Origin of the sequence: Streptomyces sp. NPDC102402 (assembly GCF_044765765.1) — a bacterium.
Classification (GTDB): domain Bacteria; phylum Actinomycetota; class Actinomycetes; order Streptomycetales; family Streptomycetaceae; genus Streptomyces.
On record NZ_JBIWKR010000001.1, the window covers coordinates 321,758 to 339,470 of the forward strand.

General features: G+C 71.8%; 13 protein-coding genes and 1 riboswitch. Of the genes, 2 read left to right on the forward strand and 11 right to left on the reverse strand.

The window, feature by feature from the left end:
* Positions 1-96 precede the first annotated feature (96 nt).
* The 5 genes from ACIRJR_RS01260 to ACIRJR_RS01280 all read right to left on the reverse strand — a co-directional run bounded on the left by ACIRJR_RS01260 (position 97) and on the right by ACIRJR_RS01280 (position 7,154).
* The gene (locus tag ACIRJR_RS01260; protein WP_403771994.1) at positions 97-1,338 is read right to left on the reverse strand and encodes an FAD-dependent monooxygenase; all 1,242 of its coding nucleotides are present in this window, start codon (positions 1,336-1,338) and stop codon (positions 97-99) included.
* A gap of 332 nt (positions 1,339-1,670) precedes the next feature.
* The gene (locus tag ACIRJR_RS01265) at positions 1,671-2,321 is read right to left on the reverse strand and encodes a thymidine kinase (RefSeq protein WP_403771997.1); all 651 of its coding nucleotides are present in this window, start codon (positions 2,319-2,321) and stop codon (positions 1,671-1,673) included.
* A 51-nt stretch (positions 2,322-2,372) separates the two neighbouring features.
* Entirely contained in the window at positions 2,373-3,560 is a 1,188-nt protein-coding gene (locus ACIRJR_RS01270) for an alkaline phosphatase family protein (protein ID WP_403772000.1), read from the reverse strand.
* Positions 3,560-4,156 (reverse strand): DUF5998 family protein, encoded by a 597-nt coding sequence (locus tag ACIRJR_RS01275; protein WP_103515587.1) that lies wholly within the window; start codon positions 4,154-4,156, stop codon positions 3,560-3,562. The genes ACIRJR_RS01270 and ACIRJR_RS01275 overlap by 1 nt, the downstream gene beginning before the upstream one ends.
* 61 nt (positions 4,157-4,217) lie before the next feature.
* Positions 4,218-7,154: a GNAT family N-acetyltransferase gene (locus tag ACIRJR_RS01280; protein ID WP_403772003.1), complete on the reverse strand. Its 2,937-nt coding sequence runs from the start codon at positions 7,152-7,154 to the stop codon at positions 4,218-4,220.
* 164 nt (positions 7,155-7,318) lie between these two features.
* Between ACIRJR_RS01280 and ACIRJR_RS01285 the strand changes: the two genes are divergently transcribed.
* On the forward strand, positions 7,319-7,600 hold the full coding sequence (locus ACIRJR_RS01285) for an HPr family phosphocarrier protein (protein ID WP_018520603.1): 282 nt from the start codon (positions 7,319-7,321) through the stop codon (positions 7,598-7,600).
* Positions 7,601-7,773: 173 nt separating this feature from the next.
* Here ACIRJR_RS01285 and ACIRJR_RS01290 read toward each other — a convergent pair whose 3' ends face one another.
* The 4 genes from ACIRJR_RS01290 to ACIRJR_RS01305 all read right to left on the reverse strand — a co-directional run bounded on the left by ACIRJR_RS01290 (position 7,774) and on the right by ACIRJR_RS01305 (position 12,642).
* Positions 7,774-8,481: a GntR family transcriptional regulator gene (locus ACIRJR_RS01290; protein WP_403772006.1), complete on the reverse strand. Its 708-nt coding sequence runs from the start codon at positions 8,479-8,481 to the stop codon at positions 7,774-7,776.
* Between the two features lie 223 nt (positions 8,482-8,704).
* Entirely contained in the window at positions 8,705-9,499 is a 795-nt protein-coding gene (locus ACIRJR_RS01295; protein ID WP_403772008.1) for a M23 family metallopeptidase, read from the reverse strand.
* Positions 9,500-9,511: 12 nt separating this feature from the next.
* Positions 9,512-9,681, reverse strand: a riboswitch (cyclic di-AMP (ydaO/yuaA leader).
* 190 nt (positions 9,682-9,871) lie between these two features.
* The gene (locus ACIRJR_RS01300) at positions 9,872-11,254 is read right to left on the reverse strand and encodes a M16 family metallopeptidase (RefSeq protein WP_403773733.1); all 1,383 of its coding nucleotides are present in this window, start codon (positions 11,252-11,254) and stop codon (positions 9,872-9,874) included.
* Between the two features lie 26 nt (positions 11,255-11,280).
* Positions 11,281-12,642, reverse strand: coding sequence for a M16 family metallopeptidase (locus ACIRJR_RS01305; protein ID WP_403772011.1), 1,362 nt, complete (start codon positions 12,640-12,642; stop codon positions 11,281-11,283).
* A gap of 245 nt (positions 12,643-12,887) precedes the next feature.
* On the opposite strand from ACIRJR_RS01305, the gene ACIRJR_RS01310 reads away from it, so the two are divergent.
* Positions 12,888-15,338, forward strand: coding sequence for a DNA topoisomerase (ATP-hydrolyzing) subunit A (locus ACIRJR_RS01310; protein ID WP_403772013.1), 2,451 nt, complete (start codon positions 12,888-12,890; stop codon positions 15,336-15,338).
* Positions 15,339-15,365: 27 nt separating this feature from the next.
* Here ACIRJR_RS01310 and ACIRJR_RS01315 read toward each other — a convergent pair whose 3' ends face one another.
* The gene (locus ACIRJR_RS01315; protein WP_403772016.1) at positions 15,366-16,430 is read right to left on the reverse strand and encodes a CobW family GTP-binding protein; all 1,065 of its coding nucleotides are present in this window, start codon (positions 16,428-16,430) and stop codon (positions 15,366-15,368) included.
* Positions 16,431-16,451: 21 nt separating this feature from the next.
* Positions 16,452-17,615 carry a citrate synthase/methylcitrate synthase gene (locus tag ACIRJR_RS01320; RefSeq protein ID WP_403772019.1) on the reverse strand — a complete coding sequence of 388 codons (1,164 nt, stop codon included), beginning with the start codon at positions 17,613-17,615 and terminating at the stop codon, positions 16,452-16,454.
* Between the last annotated feature and the right edge of the window lie 98 nt (positions 17,616-17,713).

A 17,713-nucleotide genomic window follows, 5' to 3' on the forward strand; every position in this document is an offset into this window, starting at 1 on the left:
CCTACTGCTGGTGTCCCCCGGCCCGGACAGGGCCGCCCGGGTGCGCGCTCGAACTCGCGCCGACGGTCCTCCGAGCACAGGCGGCGGTGACCGCCGTCAGGTCGCCCGCCTCACACCGGGCGGACCGGCCTTCAGACTGTGGCCGCCGAAGCCGCTGCGCCGGTCGGATCCGCTGTTCTGGTCCTGCCACCACACGTCGAACTCCGCCTGTTCCATGGCGGACCAGTCCGGCGTGTTCTCGACCTGCGCGCTTCCCATCCTGCGGGCCAGCGCGACCATGGCCGCGCCGACCGGGCCACGGCCCGTGTCGTACCGTTCCAGGACCTCTTTCCAGGTGTCCCCGGCCACCCAGGCGGCCTCCAGAGCGGTGGCGTCCTGGAGCGCCTTCACGCTGCCGCCGCCGATGTGCGGCCGGGCGACGCTCGCCGCATCACCGACGAGCACCATCCGCCCCCAGGTGTAGCGCGGAACCTCCAGGTCGTAGATCGGCTGGATGAAGGTGTCCTCGGCGGGCGTGCACAGCACTCTGGCGGCCCAGTACGGCGGGAAGTTGTCCGACACCAGGGAGCGCAGGCGGGCTGTCAGTCCGGCGTTCAGGCGTCCCGGGGGCAGAGAGGTCGGGGTCCGCAGATCGGGTTGCAGGGCGTCGGTCTGCGGGGGTGCCGTGTAGAGCACCCAGTTGAGCCGGTGTCCGCCGCTCCCGTCCGGGATGCGGTAGATCATGCAGTGGCCGCCGGGGAAGACGATGTTGTGCGCCGAACGGCCTTCCAGGGGCAGCCCGTCGACGTCCGACGAGGTGCCGCGCCAGCCGACGTATCCGGCGTACGTGGCCTCGGTGCCGGGGAACATGGCCTCGCGGACGACGGAGCGGTAGCCGTCGGCACCGATCACCAGGTCGAAGTGCTGCTCGTGGCCGTCGGCCAGACGTAGCGTGACCCCCTCCGGGTCCGGCTCCACCGAGGTGACCGTGGCGCCGGACCGGTAGGTGACCCCATCGGGCACCCGTCGGCGCAACTCGCCCCACAGCGAACCCCAGTTGTAGGCACGGAAGGGGAACGGCTGCTCGCCCACAGCCCGGCCGTGCTCCGCCTCGCCTTCGCGCACGCTCCACACCCGGGTGGTCAGCGGCGCCCAGGGCATCTCGGGGGCGACGTACCCGGCGTCCCGCAACTCGTCGTAGCGGTCGCTCTGCAGGGCTATACCCACGCCCCTGTCACGGAGTTCCGCGTCGGCGCGCTCGAAGACGGTGACCTCACCGGCTCCGCCGCGCGACACGGCCAGAGCTGCGGCACACCCCGCTATGCTGCCGCCGACCACCGCGATGCTGCCTCCACGCATGTACGGCTCTCCACTCACTCGGCGGACCGGTCGGCCGTCCGGGGCCATGCCGCGTCGGCACGATCAGGCTGAAGTACACGACCACGAAGGCCTGTTGTGCCTCTTGGGTGGTCCGGAGCACGGACGGAATCCTATCCCGGGCATACGGTCGGCGAGCGGCGCTCGTCGGCTTCGGCTCGCCCGCCCGATCGCCGTCGAGCACTCCCGGTCGACGGCCGAGGGGAGGACGGGGCCGGGCCCCCGCGCCGCACCATCAGATCGACGGCGCGGGCCCGGGAACTCGTCGCCTCGCCGCCGGCCGTGCCGGGCTCCTGTGACGAGTCGGGGCCTCTCTAGGCCGGGGCGACCGGCAGGACGTCCGGGGAGAGAGCGCCGGCCTGCGCGACGGCGCTCGTCAGCCGACGCCGGTGGTGGCGCCGGCAGAGAACCTCGTAGCCGATCTCGCCCAGCGGCCGGTTCACGTCCCCGACCACGACCTGGGCCCCGTCGGTGACCATCTCGCCGTCTATGGTCCGTGCGTTGTGGGTGGCGCGTGCTCCACACCAGCAGAGAGCCTCGACCTGGAGCTGCTCGATCCTGTCGGCCAGCTCGATCAGTCGCCGCGAACCGGGAAACAGCCGGGTGCGGAAGTCCGTCGTGATTCCGAAAGCGAAGACGTCCTTTTCCAAGTCGTCCACGACGCGCGCCAGTTGATCGATCTGGGCCGGAGCGAGGAACTGTGCCTCGTCCACGATCACATAGTCGATCCGGCCGCCCTTGGTCAGCTGGGCAACCACGTAGGCGTACAGGTCCATCCCCTCGTCCGCCTCGACCGCCTCCGTCACCAGACCGAGCCGCGAGGACAGCTTGCCCTCACCCGCACGGTCGTCGCGGGTGAAGATCACACCCCGCAGGCCGCGCGCCGACCGGTTGTGGCCGATCTGGAGGGCCAGCGTGCTCTTTCCGCAGTCCATCGTTCCGGAGAAGAACACAAGCTCGGGCATGAGAAGTCGGGCGCCTTTCGGGATGTGGTGTGCGGGAGGGGGCGAACGCGGCTACGAGCGTACTTCGAGGAGCGGGACGAGCTGCTCCACAGGGGTGAGGGATCCGTGCATCCCCACCATCGCCGACTCGTGGGGCTCGTTGACCGAAGCGGTGATCACCACGTCGTCGTGGGCGGCCGCGACGACGTCGCCGATCCTGCCGTACACCCGTTCGTCGATCTGCGGCCCGAACCAGCCGGCGGCGATGGCCTCGTCCCGGCTCGCCACCCAGAACTGCTCGCCGAGCACCTCGCGCCAGACGGTGAGCACGTCGGCCTCGGCCCCGGGGACCGCGTACACGTGGCGGGCACGGCCCTCGCCGCCCAGCAGGGCGACTCCCGCGCTCAGCTCCCAGTCCTCGTCGAAGTCGATCCGGGACTGCTCGTCGAACGGGATGTCGATCATGCCGTGGTCGGCGGTGATGTAGAGCGCCGAGCGGGGCGGCAGCTGCTCCGCCAGGCGCCGGGCGAGCCCGTCGACGTACATCAGCTGCCCCCGCCAGGCGTCGGAGTCGACGCCGAAGCGGTGCCCCTGGCCGTCGACCTCGCTGTAGTACGTGTAGACGAGCGATCTGTCGCCGGCGGCGAGGCGCTCGGCCGCGAGGTCCATCCGGTCTTCACCGGTGAGCCTGCCGAGGAAGGAGCCGCCGCTGAGCGCGACCTTGGTCAGCGGGGTCTGCTCGAAGCCCGGGGCGGAGACCTGGGCCGTGCGGACACCCGCCGCGTCGGCGAGCTTGAAGACGGTGGGGTACGGCTGCCAGTCCTTGAGGTCGGTCCACGGCCGCCAGCGGAGCTGGTTCATCAGCGCGCCCGTCGACGGGTTGCGCACCGTGTAGCCGGGGAGGCCGTGCCGGCCGGGAGGCAGGCCCGTGCCGACCGAGGCGAGCGAGGTCGCGGTGGTCGAGGGGAAGCCCGCGGTGACCGGCCGGCCGGTGCCTCCGCGGGAGGTGGGCAGCAGCGAGTACAGGAAGGGCGCCTCGTCGGGGTGGGCCTTGATCTGCTCCCAGCCGAGCCCGTCGATGAGGAAGACGCAGTTCCTGTCGGCGGGGGTGAGCTCCGGGATCGTCGCCTCGAGACCGGGTACGCCCTGGCCGGCGGCGAGCGTCGGCAGCAGATCTGCGAGCGATCCGGTGCCGTATTCGGGTACGGGGGCGCTCTCGGGCGGGAGCAGGACGGGATCCTGCCAGGCGGGCTGGACCATCAGCGGGCGGGCGGCGCGGTCACGGCCGTGGCCTCGGAGAGGGCCTGGGCGAACGCGAGGGTCTGGCGCACGGTGTCCGGGCCGTCGCCGGCCTCGCTGACACGCAGGCTGAGGTCGTCGGCGGTGGAGCTGCCGGTGTAGCCGTGGTCGGCCTCGCAGTTGGGGTCGCCGCAGGCGGCGGGTTCGAGATCGATGCGGGAGACCGCGCCCCAGCCGATGGTCAGGACGACCTCGCGGGGCAGGGAGCCGGGCACGTACTTCTCGGGGTTGGCGACCACACGGCTGACCACGACGGACGAGATCCGGTCGAGCTTGACCGACTCCGTGGACGTCGTGGCGTACGGCGTCGGGGAGCTGGTGTCGGCGGCCTGCTCGTCGGTGTGGCTGACGATGAAGCGTGTGTCCGTCAGGACGAGGACCGTGACATGGCGGCGGACCTCGTTGGAGTCGAAGGTGGTCTCCTGGTGGACCAGGTACGAAGCGACCGGCTCCCCGCCGACGGCGGCCTCCACCGCCTCGGCCACGAGGGCCGGGTAGTAGCCGCTGCGCTCGATCGCCGCGCGCAGCCCCTGGGTCGTCGTACCGGTCTTTGCCATGAGGACCATCCTACGGTGGGCCGGTGGCTGCCGGGGACGCCGTGCGCGGGTCCTCGGACGGTCAGTAGCTGGGAAGCCGGCGGGGACCGAGATCGCTGCGGGCGGGCGGCGGGGCGAGCCGGACGCTCGCGCCGAGCACCGTCAGGCCCTGCGTGGCCACGACCACGGGTTCCAGCGCGACCGACACCACCTCGGGATGGTCGTCGACGAGGCGGGACACCCGCAGGAGAAGCTCTTCGAGCGCGGCGGTGTCCACCGGCGCGGAGCCTCGCCAGCCGAACAGCACCGGAGCCGCCCTGATGGAGCGGATCAGCTCGGCGGCGTCCCGGTCGGTGGCGGGCACGAGGCGGTGGGCCGTGTCCCCCAGCAGCTCGGAGGGCGCTCCGGCCAGGCCGAAGGAGAGGACGGCGCCGGCCGCCGCGTCGATCGACGCCCTGACGACGGTGTCGACGCCCCGGGGCGCCATGGCCTGGACGACGGGACGGAGCTCCGCGGGCGTGCCGAGCAGATCGGTCAGCTCGTCGTACGACCGGCGCAGGGCGTTCTCGTTGGCGAGGTCGAGCCGGACCCCACCGAGGTCGGCACGATGGCGGAGATGGGGAGCGGTGGTCTTGAGGGCGACCGGGTAGCCGAGCTCCGCGGCGGCGGCCGCTGCCGTGTCCGGATCAGGGGCGGGGAGCGCCGACCGCACGGTGACTCCGTAGCGCGCGAGCAGTTCGCGGGCCTCGTCGTGCGTGAGGGGGCGCCCGCGCGGATCGGGAGCGGGGCCGAGCAGCGTCTCGATCAGCCCGGCGGTCCCGTGTTCGTCGATGGTGTCGCCCAGGAACTCGGGCACCTTGCCCGGGGCTGCCGCGTGGCGCCGCCACTGGGCGTACTTCACCGCTTCGGCGAGCGCCCTGACGGCTCGCTCGGCGGCCGGGTACGCGGGGATGCGCCCGGCCGCGGGCCCGGCGGCGCGCGCTTCCGCCGCGGGGGCGTCCGGCACGGGGTCCCCGCTTCCGGCCCCGCCGGCCTCCGGTGCTCCGGGCGGCCTCGGGACGTCCGGCGCCGCGGGCGGGGCGAGCGGCTGGGACGGCGGTGCCGGGTCGGCGGCCGGCGCGGCCGGCCGCCGGCCGGGCGGCGTGGCCGTGCTCGTCGCCGCCGCCAGTGCCTGTGCCAGACCGCCCATCTCCACGTGGACCACCGCCACCGGCTTGGCGGGGCCGGTGGCCGCCGCCTCGCGCAGCGCGGCCGCGAGGACCTCGCCGTCCCCGGTCTCCGCCTCTCCGTCCTCCCCCACCCAGGGGATCGCGGTCACGATCACGGCGTCGCTCGTCCGGTCGGCGAGGGCCTCCGCCAGCGCGTCGCGGAAGTCCCGCGGGCCCGCCGCCGTCGTGAGGTCCCGGGGCGGGCGCGGGCGCAGCCCTTCCGCCAGGCAGGCGTCGTAGGTGAGGAGGCCGAGGGACTCCGAGTTGCCCAGGATCGCCACCCGGGGCCCGTCCGGCAGGGGCTGGCCCGCGAGGAGCAGGCCCGCGTCGACCATCTCCGTCACGGTGTCGACGCGGATCACGCCCGCCTGCCGCATCAGGGCGGACACCGTCGCGTCGGGGATCCGGCTGACGGGGACCGCGTGGCCCGGCGGGTTGGATCCGCTGTGCCGTGCTCCCTTCACGACGACGACGGGCTTCACGGCGGCGGTCCGGCGGGCGAGCCGGGTGAACTTGCGGGGATTGCCGAGCGATTCGAGGTACAGCAGGGCGACATCGGTGCCCTGGTCCTCGAACCAGTACTGCAGGAAGTCGTTGCCCGAGACGTCGGCCCGGTTGCCCGCGGAGATGAACGCCGAAAGGCCCGCGCCCCGGCGGTGGAGGCCGGACAGCACGGCGATCCCGATCGCACCGGACTGGGTGAAGAGACCGATGCGCCCCGCCCGGGGCGACTCGGGGGCGAGCGAGGCGTTGAGCCGGACCGTCTCGGAGGTGTTGATGATGCCGAAGGCGTTCGGCCCGATGATCCGCATGCCGTACGAGCGTGCCTGCCGGACCAGTTCCCGCTGACGGTCCCGTCCCTCCGCGCCGCGCTCGGCGTAGCCGGCGGAGAGGACGACGAGTCCCTGGACCCCGTGCTCCCCGCAGTCGGCGACGGCCTCGGGCACCCGGTCGGCCGGGACGGCGACCACCGCGAGGTCGACCTGCTCGCCGATCTCGCCCACGGAGCGGTGGGCGGGGACTCCCTCGACCGTGCCGAGGTCTTCGGCGAACGACGTGTTCACCGCGTAGGTGCGTCCGGTGAAGCCGGAGCCGAGGAGATTGCGCAGCACGGTCCGGCCGACGCCCCCGGCCGCACGGCCGACGCCGACGACCGCGACGGATCCGGGGGCCAGCAGTCGCTGGACGGAGCGCGCCTCGGCCCGCTGCTCACGGGCGCGCTGTACGGCGAGGGACTCGGCCGTGGGTTCGAGGTCGAGGGTGAGGTGGACCGAGCCGTCCTCGAAGCTGCGCTGCTGGGTGAACCCGGCGTCCCGGAACACCTTGATCATCTTGTTGTTGGCGGGGAGCACCTCCGCGGCGAAGCGCCGGATGCCCCGCTCCCTGGCCACCGCGGCGATGTGTTCGAGCAGGGCCGACGCGACGCCGCGGCCCTGGTGGGCGTCCTGGACGAGGAAGGCGACCTCGGCCTCGTCCGCCGGCGCCGAGGCGGGCCGGCCCCGCCCGTCGATCCGGTCGAAGCGCACGGTGGCGATGAACTCGCCGCCGATCGTGACGGCCAGCCCCACCCGGTCGACGTAGTCGTGATGGGTGAAGCGGTGCACGTCCCGGGCGGAGAGACGCGGATACGGGGCGAAGAAGCGGTAGTACTTCGACTCGTCCGACACCTGCTCGTAGAAACTGACCAGCCGGTCGGCGTCGTCCGTGGTGATGGGCCTGACGCGCGCGGTGCCACCGTCGCGGAGCACCACGTCCGCCTCCCAGTGGTCGGGGTACGCGTGGTGCGGACTCTGCTCCACAGTGGGCTCCATGGGCAAAGCCTACGACCCGGCGCACCGGTCGCGGCGGGTTGACGGCGGAGGCACGCTGAGGGAGCCGGCGGCCGGTGGGCGGCCGGTGCCGACGCCGGGCACAGCAGTGCGCACCACATGAGAGACTGGTCTAGACAACCCATTGATACGTGAAGGGCAGAACCATGGCTGAGCGCCGCGTCAACGTCGGTTGGGCCGAGGGCCTGCACGCCCGCCCCGCTTCCATCTTCGTCCGTGCCGCCACGGCCTCCGGCGTCCCCGTGACGATCGCCAAGGCGGACGGCAACCCCGTGAACGCCGCCTCCATGCTCGCGGTGCTCGGCCTGGGCGCCCAGGGCGGCGAGGAGATCGTCCTCGCGTCCGAGGCGGACAACGCCGAGGCCGCCCTGGACCGTCTGGCGAAGCTGGTCGCCGAAGGACTCGAGGAGCTTCCGGAGACCGTCTGATTCCGGCCGTTCCGAACCGGATTCCTCTCTGCGGAAAAGCCGCGGCACCCCCGACCGGGAGCCGCGGCTTTCCTGTTTCCGGAACACGAACGGCCACGGTCCCGGAATTTCCGAATCAGGGCAGCAGAAAGAAAGCCCTCCGATAATTACCTTCTTTGTATACGGCGCAATTGTTAATGACGGACTCCCGCGATGTTTACGGGGTGTTGCGAAGTCCTCACCCGGGCCGCGCCGCCCCCCGTGTGCCCCGGCCGGTCCGTGCGGCGCAGCCGGTGGGCCGCGGTCACGCGTTCGGCGTGCTGCGCGGCGAGCGCCCGGGCCCGCTCGGCGTCGCGGCGCGCCACGGCGTCGACGAGAGCGCCGTGCTCCGCCCAGGAGTCCGCGGGACGGGCCGGCTGCTCGACGGCGTACATCCAGGTGATCTTGTGCCGGAGCTGGGTGAGCAGCGCGATGAGGGCAGGGCTGCCCGAGGCCTGGGCCAGCGTCTCGTGGAACCAGCCGCCCAGGGAGCGCAGGTCCTCCCCCTCGCCCCTGCGTACCCGCTCCTGCCCCAGCCTGACCAGGCCGCGGAGCACCTTGAGGTGTGCCTCGCTACGGCGCTGCGCCGCGCGTGCGGCCCCCAGCGGTTCCAGCAGCATCCGGATCTCCAGGAGGTCGGCGGCCTCCTGTTCCGTGGGCTCGGCGACACAGGCGCCTGCGTGGCGGCGGGTGACGACGAACCCCTCGGACTCCAGGGTGCGCAACGCCTCTCGCACGGGGACGCGGGAGACGCCGTAGCGACGCGCGAGCACCTCTTCGGTGAGGCGGCTGCCGCGCTCGAAGACACCGGAGACGATGTCGTCACGGATTGCCGTGCATACCGAATGCGCGGGAATGCGCATGTCCGAACCTCCGCCTTAATCCCCGCGAAACGCGGCTGATCGACGCCTGTTCTGTGACTCTATTGCAACCGGCGGGAATTTCCGATGGCGGGGTGGAATCCATGGATATCTTTTGGCCAGGGAGCAGTTCCGCGAGGGGTCTCGCCGTGCCTCTGTCCGGAGGCACGGCGAAGGCCCCGGCGGTGCCGGGGCCTTCGTCGGAGCGATCTCGTGCGGTGTGGGGTCAGACCTGGACGCCGTGGGCGCGGAGGTAGGCGACGGGGTCCATGTCCGAGCCGTACTCGGGGGTGGTCCGGGCCTCGAAGTGCAGGTGCGGCCCGGTGGAGTTGCCGGTCGAGCCGGAGATGCCGATCTGCTCGCCCGAGCCGACGCTCTGGCCGACGGAGACGCCGATCGAGGAGAGGTGGCCGTACTGGGTGTACGTGCCGTCCTTCATCCTGAGCACGATGTTGTTGCCGTACGCGCCGCCCCAGCCCGCCTCGACGACCGTGCCGGCGCCGACCGCGACGACGGAGGTGCCGGACGCCGCCTGGAAGTCCACGCCGGAGTGGGTGCCGGAGGACCAGAGCGCGCCGCCGGACTTGTAGCCGGTGGTCACGTGCGAGCCGGCGACCGGGAGGTGGAAGGCGTTCAGCCGGGCGCGCTCGGCGGCGCGTGCGGCGCGCGCCTTCTCCTCGCGGGCCTCCTTGGCGCGGGCTTCGGCCTTGCGCTTCGCCTCGGCCTCGGCCTTCGCCTTGGCCTTCGCGGCGGCCTTCGCCTTGGCGACGACCTCGGCCTGGTGCGCCTGCGCCGCGGCCTGGGCGTCGATCTGGGCGGCGAGGTCGGTGTCGAGGGCGACGGTCTGCGTCAGGCCGGTGGAGGAGGCGGTGGCGGCCTCGGAGTCCGCGGCGAGGGCCGGGGACGCGGTGGCGCCGATGACACCGGCGGTGGCCAGGGCGGCGATGCCCGCGACCTCGGCGCTCTTTCGCGTCAGGCGGCTCGGGGCACGGTGCTTCCCGGTGGCACGGATGAACGCCATGGAGGGGCTGGTCCTTTCCTTCCTTCTCGCCTACCGGGTTAGCTGACGGGTTCGGAGCAGGAAGGTCTCCTACGGGCCCCTGAGCCCCGTGTGAGGGTGCAGGGATCCGATTCACCCCAGGGACTTCGTGGGTCCCCGGCTCCCCAGGCTCGCGCCTGACGGGGACTCGGCGATGACTGCCCGGCGCCACGGATGCGGCATTCGTCTGGCGGACAGCCGGGCCGACGCTAGAACGGGCCGCTTTGCCCCGCCAAACGGAACGGGTCTTTTGTCGCACATCCCACAGGATGAACCTGTATTTTCCGCTTAAAACAGACAAAAGGCGGGACCCCGGCGAGAGCGCCCCGCCGGGGTCCCTGATGTGCCGTCATGTCAGCCGGTGACGACCGACACCTCACCGATGCCGAGCGCCTTCACGGGCTCCGCGATCTGTGCGGCGTCCCCGACCAGGACGGTGACCAGCCGGTCCACCGGGAAGGCGTTGACCACGGCGGCGGTCGCCTCGACCGTGCCGGTCCCGGCCAGGCGCGCGTACAGCTCGGCCTGGTAGTCGTCCGGCAGGTGCTGCTCCACCTGGTCGGCCAGCGTGCCCGCGACCGAGGCCGCCGTCTCGTACTTCAGCGGGGCGACACCCACGAGGTTCTGCACAGCGGTCTCGCGCTCGGCGTCGGTGAGCCCTTCGGCCGCCAGGGTGCGCAGGACCTTCCAGAGATCCTCGAGCGCGGGCCCGGTGGACTCCGTGTCGACGGAGCCGCTGATGGCGAGCATCGCTGCACCGGCCGCTCCGGCGGGGGAAGCCGGCGCCGTCGAGCGCAGCACCTGCCCGAAGGCCCGGACGCCGTAGGTGTAGCCCTTCTCCTCACGCAGCACACGGTCGAGGCGCGAGGTGAGCGTGCCTCCCAGGCAGTACGTGCCGAGGACCTGCGCGGGCCACACGCTGTCGTGCCGGTCCGCGCCGATCCGGCCGATCAGCAGCTGCGTCTGTACGGCTCCGGGGCGGTCGACGATGACCACACGGCCGGTGTCGTCGGCGGTGATCGGGGGCACCGGGCGCGTCCGGCCGGCGTTGCCCGACCAGTCCCCGACGGTGTCGGCGAGCAGCGCGTCCAGGTCCACGTCGGTGAGATCGCCGACGACGACCGCCGTCGCCGTGGACGGCCGGACGTGGGCGTCGTAGAAGGCGCGCACGGCCGCGGCGTCGATCCGCCGGACGGTCTCCTCGGTGCCCTGGCGCGGACGCGACATCCGCGCCGTGGCGGGGAAGAGCTCCTTGGACAGCTGCTTGGCGGCCCGCCGGGCGGGGTTGGCCTGCTCGTGCGGGATCTCGTCGAGGCGGTTGACGACCAGGCGCTCCACCTCGTTCTCCGCGAAGGCCGGAGCCCGCAGGGCCTCGGCGACCAGGCCGAGGGCCTTGGCGAGCCGGGAGACCGGGACCTCCAGGGAGACGCGGACCCCCGGGTGGTCCGCGTGGGCGTCCAGCGTGGCGCCGCAGCGCTCCAGCTCCGCGGCGAACTCCTCCGCGGAGTGCTTGTCCGTGCCCTCGGACAGCGCACGCGACATGATCGTCGCCACACCGTCCAGCCCCTCGGGCTCGGCGTCCAGCGGCGCGTCGAGGAAGATCTCCACGGCGACGACCTGCTGGCCGGGGCGGTGGCAGCGCAGCACGGTCAGCCCGTTGGGCAGGGCGCCTCGCTCCGGCGCGGGGAAGGCCCAGGGCCTGGCCTCGCCGGCGGTCGGCTGCGGGTGGTACTCCATCGCTACTCCAGTCACGGCGGCGTCGGTCACTTGTCGGCCCCCTCGTGCGCGTCGGTGCCGTCCGTCTCGTCGGCCTCGTCAGCCGGTTCGACCGGCTCGTACACCAGGACCGCACGGTTGTCGGGGCGCAGATGTGCCCGGGCCGCGGCCTTGACCTCGTCGGCCGTCACGTCCAGCACCCGGCCCACGGCGGTCAGGGCGAGCTGCGGGTCACCGAACAGGACGGCGTACCTGCACAGTTCGTCGGCGCGGCCGGCCACCGTGCCGAGCCGGTCCAGCCATTCACGCTCCAACTGCGCCTGGGCGCGTTCCATTTCCTCGGGAGTCGGGCCCTCCTCGGCGAAGCGGGCCAGCTCCTCGTCGACGGCCGACTCGATCTGCGGCACCTCGACACCACCGGACGTCTTGACGTCCAGCCAGCCCAGGGAGGGCGCTCCGGCCAGCCTGAGCAGCCCGAAGCCCGCGGCCACCGCCGTGCGGTCGCGGCGGACCAGGCGGTTGTGCAGACGGGACGACTCGCCGCCGCCGAGCACGGTCAGAGCGAGGTCCGCGGCGTCGCACTCACGCGTGCCGTCGTGCGGCAGCCGGTAGGCGGCCATCAGCGCACGCGCGGGGACCTCCTCCTGGACGACCTCGCGCAGCTGCTCGCCGATGACGTCCGGCAGAGTGCCGTCGCGCGGGGGCTGCTTGCCGTCGTGCGAGGGGATGGAGCCGAAGTACTTCTCGATCCAGGCGAGCGTCTGCTCCGGGTCGATGTCCCCCACGACCGAGAGCACCGCGTTGTTCGGCGCGTAGTACGTGCGGAAGAACGCCTGCGCGTCGTCCAGGGTCGCCGCGTCCAGGTCGGCCATCGAGCCGATCGGCGTGTGGTGGTACGGGTGGCCCTCCGGGTAGGCGAGGGCGGTGAGCCTCTCGAAGGCCGTGCCGTACGGGACGTTGTCGTAGCGCTGGCGGCGCTCGTTCTTCACGACGTCCCGCTGGTTCTCCATGGACTCCTCGTCGAGCGCGGCGAGCAGCGAGCCCATCCGGTCGGCCTCGAGCCACAGGGCCAGCTCCAGCTGGTGCGTGGGCATCGTCTCGAAGTAGTTGGTGCGTTCGAAGCTGGTCGTGCCGTTCAGGGAACCGCCGGCCCCCTGCACCAGCTCGAAGTGCCCGTTCCCCTTGACCTGGCCCGACCCCTGGAACATCAGGTGTTCGAAGAGGTGCGCGAGACCCGTGCGGCCCTTGACCTCGTGACGGGAACCGACGTCGTACCAGAGGCAGACCGCGGCGACGGGGGTCAGATGGTCCTCGGAGAGCACCACGCGCAGGCCGTTGGCCAGGCGGTGCTCGGTCGCCGTCAAGCCGCCGGAACCGGCCTGGGCTGTGGCCGTGTGACCCATGGGCATGTACGTCCCTTCGATCGGTACAGGATTTCCTGCCGGACCTGCCACTCTAAGCAAGCGCACGGGCACCTGGCGAAGTTCCCCCGGGGTGAATGTTGTCGTAGATGCTGCCGTAAACGGCGGTTCCGTGGGCGCCCCGGGACCGCTTCGGACGGGTCGAGGTCGGCGTTGTCGGTACGGCGGTCCACAATGGTCGGCGTCAGAACCTGAGGTTGCCCGACAGAATCTGTGAAGGAGTCGCAGCCGCGATGGCCCGCCGCAGCACGAAAACCCCGCCGCCGGACGACTTCGAGGAGAAGATCCTCGACATCGACGTCGTCGACGAAATGCAGGGCTCCTTCCTCGAGTACGCGTACTCGGTGATCTACTCCAGGGCGCTGCCCGACGCCCGCGACGGCATGAAGCCCGTGCACCGCCGCATCGTGTCCCAGATGCACGAGATGGGGCTCCGCCCCGACCGCGGCTACGTGAAGTGCGCACGGGTCGTCGGCGAGGTGATGGGCAAACTGCACCCGCACGGCGACGCGTCGATCTACGACGCACTGGTGCGCATGGCACAGCCGTTCTCGATGCGCCTGCCCCTCGTCGACGGGCACGGCAACTTCGGCTCCCTGGGCAACGACGACCCGCCGGCCGCCATGCGGTACACCGAGTGCCGGATGGCCGACGCCACGTCCCTGATGACGGAGTCGATCGACGAGGACACCGTCGACTACCAGTCGAACTACGACGGCCAGGAGCAGGAGCCGGTCGTCCTCCCGGCGGCGTACCCGAACCTCCTGGTCAACGGTGCTTCCGGGATCGCGGTCGGCATGGCGACCAACATGCCCCCGCACAATCTCGGCGAGGTCATCGCCGCCGCCCGCCACCTGATCCGGCACCCGGGCGCGGACCTCGAGACGCTGATGCGCTTCGTGCCGGGACCCGACCTGCCGACCGGTGGCAGGATCGTCGGCCTCGGCGGCATCAAGGACGCCTATGCCTCCGGACGCGGAACGTTCAAGATCCGCGCCACGGTCGCCATAGAGAACGTCACGGCACGCCGCAAGGGTCTCGTCGTCACCGAACTGCCCTTCTCCGTCGGTCCGGAGAAGGTCATCGCCAAGATCAAGGACCTCGTCGGCTCGAAGAAGCTCCAGGGCATCGCCGACGTCAAGGACCTCACCGACCGCGCCCACGGTCTGCGTCTGGTGATCGAGGTCAAGAACGGCTTCGTCCCCGAGGCCGTGCTGGAGCAGCTCTACAAGCTGACGCCGATGGAGGAGTCCTTCGGCATCAACAACGTGGCGCTGGTCGACGGGCAGCCGCTCACCCTGGGGCTCAAGGAGCTCCTGGAGGTCTACCTCGACCACCGCTTCGACGTGGTGCGCCGGCGCAGCGAGTTCCGCAGGACCAAGCGCCGCAACCGGCTGCACCTGGTCGAAGGGCTCCTCGTGGCGCTGCTCGACATCGACGAGGTCATCCGCCTCATCCGGGACAGCGACAACTCGGCGCAGGCGAAGGAGCGCCTGATGGAGCGCTTCTCGCTGAGCGAGATCCAGACCCAGTACATCCTGGACACCCCGCTGCGCAGGCTCACCCGCTTCGACCGGATCGAGCTGGAGACCGAGCGCGACAAGCTCACCGAGGAGATCGCCGAACTGACCGCGATCCTGGAGTCGGACGCCGAACTGCGCAAGCTCGTCTCCGCCGAACTGGCCGCGGTGGCGAAGAAGTTCGGCACCGAACGCCGCACGGTGCTTCTGGAGTCGGCGGGTTCGCAGGTCGCCTCGGTGCCGCTGGAGGTCGCCGACGACCCGTGCCAGGTGCTCCTGTCCTCGACCGGCCTCCTGGCCCGTACGGCCAACGCCGAGCCGGTCGTACAGCCCGAGGACGCCAAGCGTACGAAGCACGACGCGATCGTCTCGGCCGTCGCCGCCACGGCACGCGGGGACGTGGGCGCGGTGACGTCCACCGGGCGGCTGCTACGGCTCTCCGTGATCGACCTGCCGCAGCTGCCGGACACCCATGCGGCCCCCAATCTGTCGGGCGGGGCGCAGATCTCGGAGTTCCTGACGCTGGAGCCGGACGAGGAGTTGGTCTGCCTCACCACGCTGGACGAGGAGGCGCCCGGTCTGGCGATCGGCACGCTGCAGGGTGTGGTCAAGCGTGTGGTGCCCGACTATCCGGCCAACAAGGACGAGCTGGAGGTCATCGCGCTGAAGGACGGTGACCGCGTCGTCGGAGCCACGCAGCTGCGCACGGGCGAGGAGGACCTGGTCTTCATCACCTCCGACGCGCAGTTGCTGCGCTATCCGGCCGCCTCGGTGCGTCCGCAGGGACGCGCGGCGGGCGGCATGGCGGGCGTCAAGCTCGCACCGGACACCGTCGTCCTCTCGTTCACAGCGGTGGACCCCTCGGCGGACGCCGTGGTGTTCACCGTCGCCGGGTCGCACGGCACGCTGGACGACTCCGAGCGGACGTGGAAGCTCACCCCGTTCGATCAGTATCCGCGCAAGGGAAGGGCCACCGGCGGGGTGCGCTGCCAGCGCTTCCTCAAGGGGGAGGACGTCCTGGTGTTCGCCTGGGCGGGCGAGGCCCCGGCGCGGGCCGCGCAGAAGAACGGCATGCCCGCGGAGCTGCCGGCCCCCGATCCTCGCCGTGACGGTTCGGGCACCCCGATGACGAGCCAGGTCGCGGTGGTCGCCGGTCCTCTGTAGGACACCGCCCGGACGGCGGCGGAGGCCTCAGGCCCCGTCGTCGTCCGGCTGCCGCACGTACCGCAGGACGCCCCACATGCTGCGCTCCAGCTCCTCGGTGGCGTCCTGCCACGCGTCACGGCAGCCCTCGAGTTCCTTGCGCAGCGCCTCGGCGTCGATTCCGGATCCGATCAGCACCAGCTGGGTCCGCCGCGGTTCGCCGCGGGGCCATGGCTCCGGCACGAAGCGCAGGAACCGGCCGACGGCGTGCAGGACGTACCGGTTGCCGGGGTCGCCCGCACCGAAGTCGGCGAAGCCCTTGATCCGGTAGAGCCCCGCGGGCCTGGAGTCGAGGAACGCCATGAGCCGGCGGGGGCTGAGCGGCACGTCGGTGGCGAAGGAGACGCTCTCGTACGCCGCGTGCAGATGGGCCTCGTGCGTGCGGTCCGCCTCGGGAAGCAGGTCCTCGAACGTCAGCTGGCGGACCGGGTCGTCCTCGTCGGGCCGGAGCACCGGGTCGACGAGCAGCTCCGGGTCGATCCTCCCGTACGCGGTGGAGATGACCGCCGCCCTGCCGCCCGCCGTTGCGACGGCCTCCCGGACGGCCCGCAGCTCCGTGCCGGCGACCCGGTCGGTCTTGTTCAGGACGATGAGGTCGGCGGCTGCGAGGTGGCGGCCGATCTCCGGGTGGCGCTCCCGTGTGGCGGAGAACTCCGCGGCGTCGACGACCTCGACCAGCCCCCCGTACCGGATGTGCGGATTGTCGCTGGCCAGCAGCATCCGCACGAGCTCCTGCGGCTCGGCGAGGCCGCTCGCCTCGATGACGATCACGTCGAGCCGGGCGGACGGCGCGGTCAGCGTCTCCAGGTAGGTGTCCAGCTCGCTCGCGTCGACGGCGCAGCAGAGGCAGCCGTTGCCCAGCGAGACCGTGGAGCCGACCTGGCCCGCGACGGTCATGGCGTCGATCTCGATGGCGCCGAAGTCGTTGACGACGACGCCGACGCGGTTGCCCGCCCTGTTGCGGAGCAGATGGTTGAGCAGGGTCGTCTTGCCGGATCCGAGGAAGCCCGCAAGGACGACGACCGGGATCTGCGAGGTGCGGGGCGGGGGCAACAGGTGGCCTTCCTCGGTGGGTCAGGGCGCCGGCACGGGGTGCGGCGGCGGGGTCCCGACGTAGCGGGCCGCCGGACGGATGATCTTCGGGTCTTCCGCCTGCTCCAGGATATTGGCGCTCCAGCCGACCATGCGCGCGGCGCAGAAGGTGGGGGTGAACATCTCGCGCGGCAGTCCGCAGAGCTCCATGACGACACCGGCGTAGAACTCCACGTTGGTGTGCAGCTCCCGTCCCGGTTTGAGCTCGGCGAGGATCGCCTCCACCTGCCGCTCCACCTCGACCGCGAAGTCGACGAGGGGGCCGCCGAAGCCCAGGGCGACCTCGCGGAGCATGCGGGAACGGGGGTCCTCGGTGCGGTAGACGGGGTGCCCGAATCCCATGATCCGCTCCCCTGCGAGGACCCGCTCACGGATCCAGCCGTCGATCCGGTCCGGAGTGCCGATGGCGTCCAGGGTGTCCAGCGCACGGCTGGGCGCTCCGCCGTGCAGCGGCCCGGAAAGTGCGCCGACGGCCCCGCCGAGGCAGGCGGCGACGTCCGCGCCGGTGGAAGCGATCACGCGCGCGGTGAAGGTGGACGCGTTGAAGCCATGGTCGACGGTCGAGACGAGGTACCGCTCCACGGCGGCGGTCCGTGCCGCCTCCGGCTCCTCGCCGGTGAGCATGTACAGGTAGTTCGCGGCGAACGGCAGGTCGCCGCGCGGCTCGACCGGCTCCAGCCCCCGGCCCAGGCGGTACAGGGAGGTCAGCACCGTGGGGACCGCGGCGCACACGGCGAGCGCGTCCTCACGGCGGCGGTCGGAGCGGATGTCGTACACCGGACGGAATCCCGCTGAGGCCCCGAGCAGCGAGAGCGCGGTCCGGAGGCCGGCGAGCGGTCCTGAGACCGCCCCGGCACGGGCGATGGCGGGCAGCGCCTCCCGCACCTCGGCCGGCAGGCCGCGCAGGCCCGCGGTGCGGGAGGCGAAGGCGGCGCGAGCTGCCCGGCCGGGCAGCTCGCCGTGGAACATCAGGTACCAGACGTCCTCGAAGCTGCGGCTCTGCGCCAGCTCCACCGCCGAGTACTGGCGGTAGTGGTAGAAGCCCTCGCGTCCGCGCACGTCACCGAGCGCGGTTTCGGTGACGATCACGCCGGAGAGGCCCCGGGGCACGTCGAGTGGGGCGGTGTACGTCTGCGTCGCAGGCATGGCAGGTCTCTCCTCCACCGTGAACTAAATATTGATTCAACTGTCCATGCTTGACTAAGAGGGTGTCAATATTGATTGAATCAACATGAGACCCCTGC